Source organism: Nitratireductor arenosus, from assembly GCF_009742725.1.
Lineage (GTDB): Bacteria > Pseudomonadota > Alphaproteobacteria > Rhizobiales > Rhizobiaceae > Mangrovimarina > Mangrovimarina arenosa.
In genome coordinates this window covers 70,447-84,568 of sequence record NZ_WPHG01000004.1, presented here as the reverse complement: position 1 = coordinate 84,568, position 14,122 = coordinate 70,447, and the positions used below count along the sequence as shown (strand labels likewise).

Annotated in this window: 12 protein-coding genes; 3 read left to right on the top strand and 9 right to left on the bottom strand. The window is 65.9% G+C overall.

Going from position 1 to position 14,122, the window contains the following annotated elements; translation table 11 throughout:
- Entirely contained in the window at positions 1 to 465 is a 465-nt protein-coding gene (locus GN330_RS16905; RefSeq protein WP_156713900.1) for a tellurite resistance TerB family protein, read from the top strand.
- 29 nt (positions 466 to 494) lie between these two features.
- Here GN330_RS16905 and GN330_RS16900 read toward each other — a convergent pair whose 3' ends face one another.
- From GN330_RS16900 to topA, 9 genes are all read right to left on the bottom strand, one after another.
- A complete protein-coding gene (locus tag GN330_RS16900) occupies positions 495 to 2,120 on the bottom strand; it encodes an ABC transporter ATP-binding protein (protein ID WP_156713899.1) in 1,626 nt (541 codons plus the stop codon).
- Positions 2,120 to 2,989, bottom strand: coding sequence for an ABC transporter permease (locus tag GN330_RS16895; RefSeq protein WP_156713898.1), 870 nt, complete (start codon positions 2,987 to 2,989; stop codon positions 2,120 to 2,122). Before GN330_RS16895 ends, GN330_RS16900 begins: the two co-directional genes overlap by 1 nt.
- Positions 2,989 to 3,933, bottom strand: a complete 945-nt coding sequence (locus GN330_RS16890; protein ID WP_156713897.1) for an ABC transporter permease — start codon at positions 3,931 to 3,933, stop codon at positions 2,989 to 2,991. The genes GN330_RS16895 and GN330_RS16890 overlap by 1 nt, the downstream gene beginning before the upstream one ends.
- Before the next feature lie 46 nt (positions 3,934 to 3,979).
- The gene (locus GN330_RS16885; RefSeq protein ID WP_156713896.1) at positions 3,980 to 5,461 is read right to left on the bottom strand and encodes an ABC transporter substrate-binding protein; all 1,482 of its coding nucleotides are present in this window, start codon (positions 5,459 to 5,461) and stop codon (positions 3,980 to 3,982) included.
- A gap of 96 nt (positions 5,462 to 5,557) precedes the next feature.
- Positions 5,558 to 6,703, bottom strand: coding sequence for an MFS transporter (locus GN330_RS16880; protein ID WP_343040903.1), 1,146 nt, complete (start codon positions 6,701 to 6,703; stop codon positions 5,558 to 5,560).
- A 59-nt stretch (positions 6,704 to 6,762) separates the two neighbouring features.
- On the bottom strand, positions 6,763 to 7,494 hold the full coding sequence (locus GN330_RS16875) for an NUDIX hydrolase (RefSeq protein WP_246188733.1): 732 nt from the start codon (positions 7,492 to 7,494) through the stop codon (positions 6,763 to 6,765).
- A gap of 38 nt (positions 7,495 to 7,532) precedes the next feature.
- Positions 7,533 to 7,967 (bottom strand): DUF983 domain-containing protein, encoded by a 435-nt coding sequence (locus tag GN330_RS16870; protein WP_156713893.1) that lies wholly within the window; start codon positions 7,965 to 7,967, stop codon positions 7,533 to 7,535.
- A complete protein-coding gene (gene rnr / locus GN330_RS16865; protein ID WP_343040802.1) occupies positions 7,968 to 10,256 on the bottom strand; it encodes a ribonuclease R in 2,289 nt (762 codons plus the stop codon).
- Complete coding sequence (topA, locus tag GN330_RS16860; protein WP_156713892.1) at positions 10,253 to 12,877, bottom strand: type I DNA topoisomerase; 2,625 nt, start codon at positions 12,875 to 12,877, stop codon at positions 10,253 to 10,255. The genes rnr and topA overlap by 4 nt, the downstream gene beginning before the upstream one ends.
- A gap of 339 nt (positions 12,878 to 13,216) precedes the next feature.
- On the opposite strand from topA, the gene GN330_RS16855 reads away from it, so the two are divergent.
- Both GN330_RS16855 and GN330_RS16850 read left to right on the top strand, forming a co-directional pair.
- Entirely contained in the window at positions 13,217 to 13,444 is a 228-nt protein-coding gene (locus tag GN330_RS16855; protein WP_156713891.1) for a hypothetical protein, read from the top strand.
- Between the two features lie 214 nt (positions 13,445 to 13,658).
- On the top strand, positions 13,659 to 14,108 hold the full coding sequence (locus tag GN330_RS16850; RefSeq protein ID WP_156713890.1) for a DUF6481 family protein: 450 nt from the start codon (positions 13,659 to 13,661) through the stop codon (positions 14,106 to 14,108).
- Positions 14,109 to 14,122: the final 14 nt, after the last annotated feature.

Here is a 14,122-nt window from a genome sequence, read left to right as displayed (position 1 = left end):
ATGGCCGAAGGGTTTCTTGCCAAGCTGCGTGTTCTGTTCGAAGGCGATCCGGCCGTGCGCCGCGTCGCCGACGATCCGGTGCTGTCGGCCGAGCTTCTGTTGTTGTTCCGAATGATCCTGGCCGATGGCGAGGTCGACGAGAAGGAACTGGAGACGTTCCGGCGGATCTGCCGCGATTCCTTCGGTATCAGCGAGGACAGCCTGAAGAGCGTGATCCGCTATCTGCATGATTTCGGCTACGAGACGACGGGCTCGCAGGCGCTGGCCCTGTTTCGAACGCTCGACCGGCAGCGCCGCGTCGAACTCGCGCGCCATATGGCGGAGATCGCCAAATCCGATTCGGATCTGAGCGAGCAAGAAGTCCGGCTTTTGCGCCGAACGCTCGATGTGCTCGACCTCGACCCGTCCGAGGTGGTCGGCGGCCAGGTTCACGGCGAGGGAGAAACAGGCCCGGCTTCGGCCTGAAGCCGGCCGGTATTTTCCGCAAACCGGCTTTATCCCTGTTCGGCCAGGCGCCGCCGGATCGCTCGCTTCAGGTCCGGCGCGGCGGCCACCAGCGCCTTGGCCGCGTCCGAGCGCGGATCGTCGAGCACCGCGTCGGTCTTGCCTTCCTCCACGATCCTGCCGTCATGCATCACCATCACCTCGTCGGTGATCGCGCGCGCCACCGTCAGGTCGTGGGTGATGAACAGATAGGCGACGCCGAGGCGCTGGTTGAGGTCGGCGAACAGGTCGAGCACCTGGGCGCGGATCGACACGTCGAGCGCCGATACCGGCTCGTCGGCCACGATCAGCTTCGGCCGCGTGATCAGCGCGCGCGCGATCGAGATGCGTTGGCGCTGGCCTCCGGAAAACTCGTGCGGGTATTTTTGCATGTCGTCCGGCCTGAGCCCGACCTCGCGCAACGCGCCGGCGACCATCTCGCGACGCGTCGCCGGCGTGGGGGCCTCGTCGAGCAGGTGCAGCGGTTCGGCGACCAGGCGTTCGACCTTGTGGCGCGGGTTGAACGAGCCATACGGGTCCTGGAAGACGACCTGAATGTTGCGCCGCGCCGGTTTCAGCGCCGCCTCGCTCCTGCCCGTCAGCGGTTCGCCGAGGAAGCGGATTTCGCCGGCGCTCGGCCGGTCGAGCGCCAGGATCATCCGCGCCAGCGTCGATTTTCCGCAGCCCGAGCGGCCCACCAGCGCCATCGACTGGCCGGGCTTGAGCGCGAAGGAGACGCCGTCGACGGCCCGGAACGGATCAGGGCGCGAAAACAGCGATCGCTGTCGCCCGGCATAGTCGCGCACGACGCCGTCGACCTCGAGCAGGTTGGGACCGGAAGCATGTGCCGCGGCGCGGTGCGGCCGGGCCGGCACGTGCATCGACGCCTCGGCGAGCTGGCGCGTATAGGGGTGAACCTGCGCGGCAAGCGTCGGCGCGGTTTCGCCTTCCTCCATCACTTCGCCATGGCGCATGATGGTCACCCGATTGGCCATATCGGTGACGACGGCCAGATCGTGGCTGATAAGAAGCAGGCCCATGCGGTTTTCGGCCACAAGGTCGCGCAGCAGATCCAGGATCTGCGCCTGCAGCACGACGTCGAGCGCGGTGGTGGGTTCGTCGGCGATCAAAAGCTTGGGTTTAAGCGCGCAGGCGATCGCGATCACCACGCGCTGGCGCTGGCCGCCGGAAAGCTGGTGCGGATAGCGCGACAGCGGAAATTGCGCTTCCGGCAGGCCGACCCGGTCGAGAATCCGGCGCGCCGAGGCCTCCGCGTCGGCCCGGTTGGCGCCGGTGTGCCAGCGTATGCCTTCGGCCACCTGTTCGCCGATCGTCTTGACCGGGTTCAGCGCCGTCATCGGCTCTTGGAACACCATGCCGATATCGTCGCCGCGCAGCCGGCACATCGCCGCTTCCGGCGCTGCCAGAATGTCGATACCGTCGAAGGTGACGCGCCCGCTCGCCTCGGCGGCGTGCGGCAGAAGCCGCATCACGGTCAGCGCCGTCATCGACTTTCCCGAGCCCGATTCGCCGACCAGGCCCATCGTTTCGCCGGCGCCGATCGAAAGATCGACATCTTTCAGGATCGGCGTGCCGCCGATCTTGAGCGTCAGCCTTTCGATCTCCAGAAGGGCCATCAGCGTTGGCGCCTGAGCTTGGGGTCGAGCACGTCGCGCAGCCCGTCGCCGAGAAGGTTCAGGCCCAGCACGGTGACGACGATCGCCAGGCCGGGAAACAGGGCCAGGTGAGGGGCCACGATCATGCGCGTCTGGGCGTCGAACAGCATGCGTCCCCAGGACGGCATCGGTGGCTGCGCGCCGAGCCCGACATAAGAAAGTCCCGCTTCGGCCAGGATGCCGAGCGCGAACTGGATCGTGCCCTGGACCAGCAGGATCGAGGCGATGTTGGGCAGGATGTGTTCGATGGTGATCAGCGTCTTGTTCTTGCCGGCCGCGCGCGCGGCCAGGATGAATTCGCGCGGCCACAACGACATCGCCCCGGCGCGCGCCACGCGCGCGAAGACCGGGATATAGAAAACGCCGATCGCGATGATGGCGTTGATCGCGCCGGGCCCGAAAATGGCGGTGATCAGCACTGCCGTCAGCAGGGCTGGGAAGGCAAAGACCAGATCGTTGAAGCGCATCAGCGCCTCGTCGATCAGCCCGCCGCGCGCCGCCGCCCAGCAGCCGAGCGGCACGCCGACGCCCATGCCCATGCACACGGCGACCACCGCGACGGCGATTGAGTTGCGCGCGCCGACCATGATCATCGACAGGATGTCGCGGCCGAAATGGTCGGTGCCGAACGGGTGCGTCCACGACAGGCCCTGCATGCGATCGGCCGGCACCAGACGTGTGACGTCGAACGGCGTCCACAAAAACGACAGAAGCGCCATCGCGGCGACCACGGCGGTGATCGCGAAGCCGGCGACGAAGGAGCGGTTGGAAAAGGCCGCGGCCACGAGGCCCTGTTCGGCCTGCGGAAGATCGAGCGGTTCGGCGGCCATCAGCGCGTCCTCAGCCGTGGATCGACGAGCGCGTAGCAGATGTCGACGACGATATTGACGAAGACCACGCTTGCCACCAGCAACATCACCACGCCCTCGACCACGATCAGGTCGCGCTGGGTAATTGCCTGGAAGACGAGACGTCCGAGGCCGGGCAGATAAAACACGTTCTCGATGATGATCGTACCGGCGAGCAGGAAGGCGAATTGCAGGCCGAGAATGGTCAGCACCGGGATCATCGCGTTGCGCAGCGCGTGGCGCCACAACACCGCGCCGCGCGGCATGCCCTTGGCGCGGGCGGTGCGGATATAATCCTCGCCCAGCACCTCCAGCAGCGCCGAGCGTGTCACCCTGGCCAGGATCGCCGCCTGCGGCAGCGCGAGCGCGATCGCCGGCAGGAGCAGCGCCCTCAGCCCGGAAATCAGCCCGTTCTCCCAGCCCGAGAAGCCGCCGGCCGGCACCAGCCGCAGCCAGACCGCGAAGACATAGATCAGGATCAGCGCGAACCAGAAATTCGGCACCGCGACGCCGAACTGGGCCGCGCCCATGGCGAGCGTGTCGGCCGCCTTGCCGCGCCTGGCGGCCGCGAACAGCCCGACCGGGATGGCGATCGCGGTCGATAGAATAAGCGCCATCAGCGCCAGCGGCAGCGACACGACGGCCCGCTCCGCGATGAGCTCGATCACCGGGCTGGAATAGGTGAAGGAGCGGCCGAAATCACCGACCAGAAGTCCGCCCGCCCAGCCCAGATAGCGCGCCACGACCGGCTGGTTGAGCCCCATCTGCTCGCGCAGGGCGGCGAGCGCCTCGTCGGTGGCGTTCATGCCGAGCATGAGTTGCGCCGGATCGCCCGGCACGATCTCCAGCACGGCGAAAACCACGATCGAGGCCACGATCAATGTCAGGAGCCCGACGGCGATGCGCTTGGCGAGAAATGCAGTCATCGGGCACTGCGTCTCCCTCCCCGCGAGGGGGAGGGAGAGACATCCATTATTCGGCCCATTTCACGTCGGTCAGATCGGTTGCCTGCACCGGCGAATTTTCCCACATGCCTTCAAGCTTGGCGTCCCAGACGCCGATCTTGGGCAACTGGAACAGATAGCCGTTGACGGCGTCCTCGGCGATGATCTTCTGCGCCTTGGCGTAGAGTTCGTTGCGCTTGGCCTGATCCGAGGTGACGTCGAGCTCGGCGATCACGGCCTTGAAGTCGGGATTGTCGTACTGGAAATAATAGTCGTCGCGCGCATAGATGCCGATATCGTTCGGCTCGGTATGCGAGACGATCGTCAGGTCGTAATCCTTGGCCTTGAAGACCTGGTCGAGCCATTGCGCCCATTCGACCGGAATGATCTCGAGCTCGATGCCGACTTCGCGCAATTGCGAGGCGATAACCTGGCCGCCGTCGCGCGCATAGGAAGGCGGCGGCAGTTTCAGCGTCGCCTTGAAGCCGTTTTCGAAGCCCGCCTCCTTCAACAGCGCCTTCGCCTTTTCGAGATCGTGCGGATAGGTGCCGGTCAGGTCGACATAGGCTTCGTTGCCGGGCGAGAAATGCGAGCCGATCGGCGTGCCGAAGCCGGAGCCGTTGCCGGCGATGATCGCCTCGCGGTCGAGCGCGTGCGCGATCGCCTGGCGCACCTTGAGATTGTCGAACGGCGCCTTCTTGTTGTTGGTCGACAGGATCGTCTCGCCCTCCGTCGAGCCGACCACCACGACAAAGCGCGGGTCGGCCTGGATTTGGGGCAATGCGTCGCCCGCCGGCATGTTCGGGAAGGCGTGCACGTCGCCGGTCAGAAGCGCCGGTACGGCGGCCGCGGCATCGGGGATGATGCGGAACTCGACCGTGTCGAGCGCGACCGGGTCGCCCCAATAGCCGTCGGCCTTCGACAGGGTGATCGAGGACCCCTTGGACCATTTGTCGAATTTGAACGGACCGGTGCCGATAGGCGTTTCCTTGTTGCCGTCGGCCGATTCGGACGCCACGATCACCGCGTCGCCCCAGCCCAGATTGTAGAGAAACGAACCCTGCGGTGTCTTCAGCATGATCTTGACCGTGGTCGGGTCGACGATTTCGACCGTGTCGATGGCCGCGAAAAGCCCTTTTTGCGCATTGGTGGAGTCTTCCGCCATCGCGCGTTCGAGCGAGAACTTTACGTCCTCGGCGTCGAAGTCGCTGCCGTCGTGATAGGTCGCGCCGGCGCGCAGCTTGAAGGTGTAGACCTTGCCGTCGTCGGAAATCTCCCAGCTTTCTGCCAGCGCCGGTTCAACCTCGCCGCCAGGGCCGATGCGCGTCAGGCCTTCGAACACGTTGGCGTAGACGATCTCGTCGATCGCCGCGGCCGCACCAGCCGTCGGGTCGAGATGCGGCGGTTCCAGCACCACGCCGACCACGAGGTCGGTTTTGGCGGCGAGCACGGATGTGCTCGAGGCCAGCGCAAGGGCCGTCGCGGCCAGGATGGATTTCCACAATGTCATCAGTCTCGCTCCCATGGCGGTTCGGGTAGGTGGGGATCAAAGCGCGAAATCGCGCGTGAGTAAATCGCGTTTGTGGTCGCGGGGCCCACGACACAGTCAGCCGCCATCGCGCGCTCCTCGCACGCGCGATGCGACAAGCACCAAATAGCACACGAAGAACAGAGCCAGCGACCAGGCAAAGCCATGCACGCCGAGAAGATCGATGCCGATGCCGGTCGCCTGCGGCCCGATCAGCATGCCGAACCCGTAGCAGAACACGAAGGCGGCGTTGGCCGAGGCGAGGTCGCGCCCGGTCAGGCGCGCGCCGAGATGGGCGAGGCCGACCGTGTAGAGGCCGGCCACGACACCACCCCACAAAAACAGCACCGCGGCGACGACATACCAGTCCATCGACACCATTGGCAGTATGATCATGCCGGCGAGCCCGATAGCCGCGCACAGTGCCAACAAAGTGCGGCGGTCGGCCATGCGGTCGCTGATCATGCCGAGCGGAACTTGCAAAACCACGTTGCCGAGGCCGATCATCGTCAAAAGCAGCGCGGCGTCGGTTTCCGAATAGCCGATTCGGTTTCCATAGACGGGAAAAAGCGCGAACCCGCCGGTTTCCACCGCGCCAAACACCAGCACCGCCGCGGTCGCCGTCGGAACCAGGAAAATATAGCTCAAAAAGCCGCCGCGATGCGCCACGCCGCTGATGGCGGGGCTTTCGCGCCAGGCCGCGAGCACCGGAACGGCCGATGCCAGCGTGATGGCGAAGCCGACCACAAAGGGCAAGACGCCGTCGCTGCCGAGTCGCGAAAACAGCCACGGCCCGAAGGCGAAACCGAGCGACAGCACGGTCGCGTAGATGCCGAGTACCAGACCGCGCTTGTGCGTCGGCGCGGAGGCGCTGATCCAGAATTCCGACAGGATGAACAGAGCGGTGATCGCGGCGTGCAGCGTGATGCGCAGCGGAAACCACATCCAGAAATCCGACGCGACATAAAAGCCCAGAAAGGAAAAGGCGCCGACCACGATCGCCGCCAGCATGGTCGGCACGACGCCGAACCGTGCCGCGACCGGGATCGCCAGCGGCGCCGTCGCGATCGAGGCCAGGCCGGCCACGGCCGTGTTGAGCCCGATCGTGGTGGCTGAAAAGCCGCGATTTTCGAGAATTACGCTGAGAAGCGGCACGCCGAGGCCGATGGCGATGCCAACCGCGCTGATCGAGGCGATGGCCGCGCCGAGCGCCAGCCAGCGCACCGTTTCGGTTTCCCGTTCCGCCGCACGGTCCCCGCCCATCTTGGTGTCTTGCCCGTTCGTCAGACCACGGTCCGCACGAAGCGGTTGTGAAGCATGCGGTAAAACGGCGCCTGGCGGCCCGGTTCAAGCTCGGGATCGTCCTTCAACCGGGCCTGCAACTCGTCGAGCACCGTACGCGTGATGGCGGGGATGTCGGCCTCCCTGGCTTGCGACAGCGGCAGCCAGACCAGTCCCTCGAGTTCGTCGGTCGGTCCGCCATTTTCCAGCTCGCAGGCGACATCCGAACGCCAGGCGGCCAGGAAGCGGGTGTCGAAGCGCCGCACCCGGCCGGGCGGCGTGATGGCGCGGGCGATGAACCGCAGCCGGTCGAGCGCCGGTTGTACGCCGTGCTCGGCAAAACCCTGCCAGCCGGAATGCCGGGTTTCGAAGGGCTCGCGCCGTCCGATCAGAAGGCCGGCTTCCTCGTAGGCTTCCCGGATCGCCGACAGTGCGATCGCGCGCGCCCGGGCCGGGGTGGCGCGGCCGCCCGAGCCGGCGATGCGATTTTCTTCGTCCGGATGCAGCGGGGCGGCGATCGCGACACGGCTGTCGGTAGGGTCGGTGCGGCCGCCGGGAAAGACGAATTTGCCAGGCATGAAGGCATGCGCCCGGTGCCGCCGGCCGAGCAGGACGCGGATTTCGGCGCCGTCCCGGTCGAGCAGGATCAGGGTCGCGGCGTCGCGCGGCCGCATCGGCTTGCCGCCGAGCGCGAAATCCTTGGATTCGGCCCGGTCCACATCGGCCCGGCTCATGCCGTCCTTCACGTTTATGCCTTCTCGTTTGCGCCCGCTCATAGCTCGGGATGGGTCTCGAGCTCTTCCGCCGGCCCGCCGAAACCGTGCATGCGCAGCGCCCATTGCAGCCCCACGACCGCGCCCTTGGTCGGCTGCAGCAGCGCAAGCGCCGAGACGATCGTGATCGGGACCCAGATCGCCAGATGCTGCCAGGTCGACAGCGTCGTGGCCGCTTCGATGCCCATGAATGCGCCGACGATCACGTGGCCGACAATGACCATCACCAGATAGGCGGGCAGGTCGTCGGCGCGATGGTGGTGGAATTCCTCCCCGCACACATTGCAGCTTTCCGCGGTGCGGATGAAGGTGGCGAACAGGCGACCCTGGCCGCAATGCGGGCAGCGGCCCAAAAATCCGCGTTTCATCGCCTGCCACAGCGGCCTGTCGGATAACTTTGTTGCGGCCGCGCCGCCGAATTTCCGTGCGTCCATCTATTTTCTCCTGCCGCGGGCCGAACTGGCGCGCCGCGATGGTCGTGTCTGTGCCCGGTTTTTCGCCTTGTGAAAGGAGCGCGTGGCCGGTGGCAGGGGGCGGGGTTCGCTGAGCATTTCGAAACGCAGCGTGCCCGCGAGCGGGGCGACCTCGACCAGCTTGACATCGACCCGGTCGCCCAGGCGGAAACCTTTCGAACTCCTGTCGCCGACGAGGGAATGCGCCGTCTCGTCGTATATATAGTAGTCGCCACCCAGCGATGACACCGGTATGAAGCCATCCGCGCCGAAGGCCGGCAATTGGACAAATAGTCCCGCCTTGGTGACGCCGGACACGCGCGCCTCGAAACTATCGCCGCGGCGTGTGGCCAGATGGCCGGCGATCAGGCGGTCGACCGTGTCGCGCTCCGCCGCCATGGCGCGGCGTTCGGCCGCCGATATCAGGGCGGCGACGTCGTCCAGTCGCGCTTCCTCGCCCGGCGTCAGCCCGTCCTGGCCCAGCCCGAGCGCGGCAATCAGCGCCCGGTGGACGATCAGATCGGCATAGCGGCGGATCGGCGAGGTGAAATGGGCGTAGCGTTTGAGATTGAGGCCGAAATGGCCGATATTGTCGGGCGCGTACTCGGCCTGGCTCTGCGAGCGCAGCACCACCTGGTTGACGAGCTGCTCGTGGTCCTCGCCGCGCACACGCTCAAGGATGCTGTTGAACTGTGCAGGGCGCAATTGCGCGCCGCGCGCCAGCGACAGGCCGAGCGTCTTCAGGAACTCGCGCAGCGATTCCTGCTTGGCCAGCGAGGGCGCGTCATGGGTTCGGTAGACCAGCGCCTGTCGCTTGGCTTCCAGCGTCTCGGCGGCCGCCACATTGGCCTGGATCATGAACTCCTCGACCAGCCTGTGCGCCTCGAGCCGCTCCGGCACCACGACCCGATCGACCTTGCCGTTGTCGTCGAGCAGGATCTTGCGTTCCGGCAGGTCGAGTTCCAGCGGCTTGCGGGCCGTCCGCCCGCGCGCCAGCACCGCATACGTGTCCCATAGCGGCTTCAGCACCGGGTCGAGCATCGGCGCGGTCTTGTCGTCGGGCGTGCCGTCGATCGCGGCCTGCGCCTGCGGATAGGCCAGCCGCGCCGCGGAGCGCATCATGACACGGTGAAAAGAGTGTTTGAGCTTGCGCCCGTCGGCGGCAAACACCATGCGTACCGCCAGCGCCGGGCGATCCTCGCCCTCGCGCAGCGAGCACAGATCGTTGGAGATGCGCTCGGGCAGCATCGGCACCACCCGGTCGGGGAAATAGACCGAATTGCCCCGTTTCTGCGCCTCGCGGTCAAGTGCGGAGCCGGTGCGCACATAGGCTGCGACGTCGGCGATCGCCACCGTCGCGACCACACCGCCCGGATTGGCCGGGTCGTCGTCGGCATGGCCGCAAACGGCGTCGTCATGATCCTTGGCGTCGGCCGGGTCGATGGTGACCAGGGCCACCTCACGCCAGTCCTCTCGGCCGTCCATCCCGGCCGGCTTCGCCGCTTCGGCCTCCGCCAGCACCTCGGCGGGAAAAATATGCGGAATGTCATGCGCGTGCAGAGCGATCATTGAGACCGCTTTCTCGCTGGTCAGCGATCCCACCACGGCAAGCACCTTGCCGCGGGCCGGACCGTAGCGGGTCGGTCGGCGCGTCTCCAGCTCGACCAGATCGCCGATTTCGGCGCCGTCCAGGAATTCGGCATCGATCTCGACTTCCGGCTGGCGCCGTTCGACCGGCTGGGCGACGAATGTCCCGTCCTCGCGCCTGGCGATCACGCCCAAAATGGCGTCGCGGCGCTTGTCGAACACTTTCATCACCCGCGCTGTATAGGCGGGGCCGTCCGGTCGGTCGCGCACGAACAGGCGCGCCAGCACGCGGTCTCCGACGCCTGCCGTGATCGCCTTGCCGCCGCGCGCCTGGCCGACCGCGATCACCACCGGCTCCCCGTCTTCCTCGCGGCTTTCCGACGGGCGCGCAAGCAGGCCGCCATCGGCGTCCCGGCCAAAGATGTCGAGCACGGCGACCGGCGGCAGCGCGCCTGGCCGGCTCAGCCTTTTGCCCTGTTTGGCCAGCAGGCCCTCGGCCTCGAACTCACGCAGGAGCTGCTTCAGCCAGATGCGATCCTGGCCCTTGAGCTTGAAGGCTTTGGCGATGTCGCGCTTGGTCGCCCGTTCGGGATTGTCGGCGACGAAGCGCAGCACGACCTCGCGCGACGGTCGCGCGGCGTCCTTGCCGTCGCCTGTTTTGGGGCCTTTTGGGCCGCGGCTCACGAAGCGTCCGATTGACCGCCGGTCTTGGCGGTTTTCTTGGTTTTGGCGCCGGTCTTGCCGGCGGCCGGCTTCTTGGCCTTCGTCGTCTTTTTTGCCCCGCCCGATTTTGCCTTGCCGGCCCTTTCGGCGATCAGGGCCACGGCCTCCTCGATCGTGACGCCGGCCGGGTCTTTGCCTTTAGGCAGGGTGGCGTTGACCTTGCCGAAATTCGCGTAAGGGCCGTAGCGCCCGTCGCGCACCGTTACCTTGCCGCCGCCGTCGGGATGCTCGCCGAGATCCTTCAGTACGGTGGCAGCGCCGCGCCGCGCGCCGCCCTTGGCCTGTTTTTCGGCCAGCACCGTCACCGCCCGGTTGATGCCGACGCTGAAGACGTCCTCGACCGATTCGAGATTGGCGTAGGTGCCGTCATGCAAGAGGAACGGTCCGTAGCGGCCGATGCCGGCCGAGATCATTTTTTGTGTCTCGGGATGCTGGCCGACATCGCGCGGCAGCGACAGCAGCGCGAGCGCGCGTTCCAGGTCGATCGTGTCCGGCGCCCAGCCCTTCGGCAGGCTGGAGCGCTTGGCCTCCTTGCCGTCGCCGCGCTGGACATAGGGGCCGAACCGGCCTGATTTCAGCGCGATCGCCTCCTCCGTATAGGGGTCGACGCCCAACGCCTTGTCGCCATTGTCTCCGGTGGCGTCGCCATTGCCGTCGACGCCGTCGCCAAGCTGGCGCGTATAACCGCATTCGGGATAATTGGAGCAGCCGACGAAGGCGCCGTAGCGCCCGAGCTTCAGCGAAAGCTGGCCGTTGTCGCAGCGCGGGCAGGCCCGCGGCTCGCCCCCGTCCTCGCGGGCGGGGAAGACGAGCGGCGCCAGTTCCTCGTTGAGCGCGTCGAGCACCTCGGTGACGCGCAGTTCCTTGATGTCGGCGACCGCGGCCGAGAAGTCGCGCCAGAATTCCCTCAGGACGTCTTTCCAGGCGAGCTTGCCGTCGGAAATCCTGTCGAGCTTTTCCTCCAGCGCGGCGGTGAAGTCATATTCGACGTAGCGCTCGAAAAAGCTCTCCAGAAAGGCGATAACCAGACGGCCCTTGGCTTCCGGCACCAGCCGACGCTTGTCGATCTCGACATAGCCGCGATCCTCCAGCGTCTTCAGCGTCGCGGCATAGGTGGACGGCCGGCCGATGCCGAGCTCCTCCATCTTCTTGATCAGCGAGGCTTCCGAATAGCGCGGCGGCGGCTCGGTCGTGTGCTTGGTGACGTCGATCTTGTCGCGCGCGACGCTCTCGCCAGCATTGATTTCGGGCAGCCGGCGGTTTTCCTCGTCTTCGCTGTCCTCGTCGCGCCGGTCGACATAGGCGGCCAGGAAGCCGTCGAATTTGACCACTGAGCCGACGGCCCGCAGACCCGCCGTCCGGCCGTCGGCGCGTGCCTCGATCTCCACGGTCGTACGCTCGATCTCGGCTGCGTTCATCTGGCTGGCGATGGCGCGCTTCCACACCAGTTCGTACAGGCGTGCCTGGTCGTTATCCAGCATTTTGCGCATCTGGTCCGGAGTGCGCGAGAAATCCGTAGGACGGATCGCCTCGTGTGCTTCCTGGGCGTTTTTGGCCTTGGCGGAATAGACCCGCGGCTTGTCGGGCACATAGGACGCGCCAAAAGTGTCGGCGATCGCGCCGCGCGCAGCGTCGATCGCCTCCGGCGCGATCTGGACGCCGTCGGTCCGCATATAGGTGATCAGGCCGGTCGTTTCGCCGTCGACTTCGAGGCCTTCATAAAGCCGCTGGGCGACCTGCATCGTGCGCGAGGCCGAAAAGCCCATGCGCGACGAGGCCGCCTGCTGCAGGGTCGAGGTGGTGAACGGTGGCGCCGGATTGCGGCGGGTCGGCTTGGCCTCGACATTGGCGACCGTGAACGACGCCGCTTCCAGCATCGTTCTGATCGTGTCGGCCTGTTCCTGACTGTCGATGTCGAGCTTTTGCAGTTTTTTGCCGTCGAAAGCGGTCAGGCGGGCCTCGAAGCCTTCCTGTCGCGGCGTCGTCAGGCTGGCGGCGATCTGCCAATAGTCCTGACGCACGAAGCGCTCGATCTCGGCTTCGCGGTCGCAGACCAGCCGCAGCGCGACCGATTGCACGCGACCGGCCGAGCGGGCGCCGGGCAGCTTGCGCCACAGCACCGGCGAAAGCGTGAAGCCGACGAGGTAGTCGAGCGCGCGCCGCGCGAGATAGGCGTCCACCAGCGGCACGTCGATGTCGCGCGGATTGGCCATCGCGTCGAGCACGGCTTTTTTGGTGATCGCGTTGAAGACCACCCGGCGCACGGGCTTGTCCTTTAAGGCGCGTTTCTGGCGCAGCACCTCCAGGACGTGCCAGGAAATCGCTTCGCCCTCGCGATCCGGGTCGGTGGCCAGCACCAGTCCGTCGGCCTCCTTGACCGCCTTGGCGATATCACTCAGGCGCTTGGACGATGGGCCGTCTACCTGCCAGGACATCGCGAAATCCTCGTCCGGCAGCACCGAGCCGTCCTTGGCCGGCAGATCGCGCACATGGCCGAACGAGGCCAGCACCTTGTAGTCCCGACCGAGATATTTGTTGATTGTTTTCGCCTTTGCCGGCGATTCGACGATGACGACATCCATGTTTTACGCGAGTCCCTGTGGCGCCGCTGACGCCGGAATGTCTCCGTGCACGCCATTCTTGGGCCAAATCAGTGCGTCACATGGCGGGGCTTTCGGGCGGGGTCAAGACCCGGCCCTTAAATAGGACGGCCGACAACCGGTGATTGGTATAAGGTTGCATTTAATCGGATTTACAACCTAAAGTGACGATGCTAAGTGTATGTGTAGAGGTACGGGTAGGGCGGCAGGCCGCTTCCGGGAAGCCTTGTCAATTCCACAACGCCCTGACGCCCACGAATGCTTCAACACACGGATCATCGGTTATCGAATAAGAAAAACAAAGGTGCTGGCCACTTCGCGATGACGCAGAACCGGACCTACCGCAAAACCGAGACGCTGGATTTCATGCAGTCGATGCTGGCGCAGCTGCGGACCATGGCGGAGGCCGAGCGGCTGGAAATGCTCGCCTATCTGATCGAGATGGCCTATGTCGAGGCCAGCGATGTCATGCGCGGGGAGCGGCCTCGGCGCAACAATGGCGGCGGCAGCGATCCCTATTCCAGCCCGCGCGGGTCGCACCGTCAATAATCCCGCTCCGATCGTCCCTCATCATGCTCTTTGGGCCCGCGTTCGGTCAGGGCCGTTCCTCGTTGAATGGGAGCGGTTTGATGGAACGGATTTTTCGCCGCGACACGAGCCATGGCGCGCAGTCCGCGTCGTGCCTTGTTGGTGCGTCCAAATCGGTGGAACGATCAAAAAGATCGCTTTGGGGGCTTGATCCAAAATTCGGCACGCATCATGTATGCGCCCGCAAACAGATCAGCAGAGAGATCAAAGGTTGGAATTGAAGAAGCAGGACAAAGACTTCGTCCAAAGACGCAACGACGCGATGGCCGCCAAGGCCGCACTCTTGGAAAAGTTCAAGAACAGACCCAGCGAAGACGACCCGGCCGTGCAGGCGCGCATCGCCGAGCGCAAGGCGATCGTCGAGGCGCGTGAACAGCGGCGCAAGGAACGGGAAGCCGAGCGGCAGGCCAAGCGCGTGGAAGAAGCGCGCCTGAAGGCGGAGCGCGAGGCTGCGCTCGAGGCCGAGCGGCTGGCCCGCGAGGAAGAAGAGCGTCGCCAGGAGCAGCAGCGCCGCGCCGAGGAATTGGCCAAGCGCGCCGAGAGCCTCGTCGACGATGCCGCCCTCAAGGCCAAGCGCGACGCGCGTTACGCCGCCCGCAAGGCGCGGATGCGCAAGATCGGCTAGGTTCCGCTTTTCGC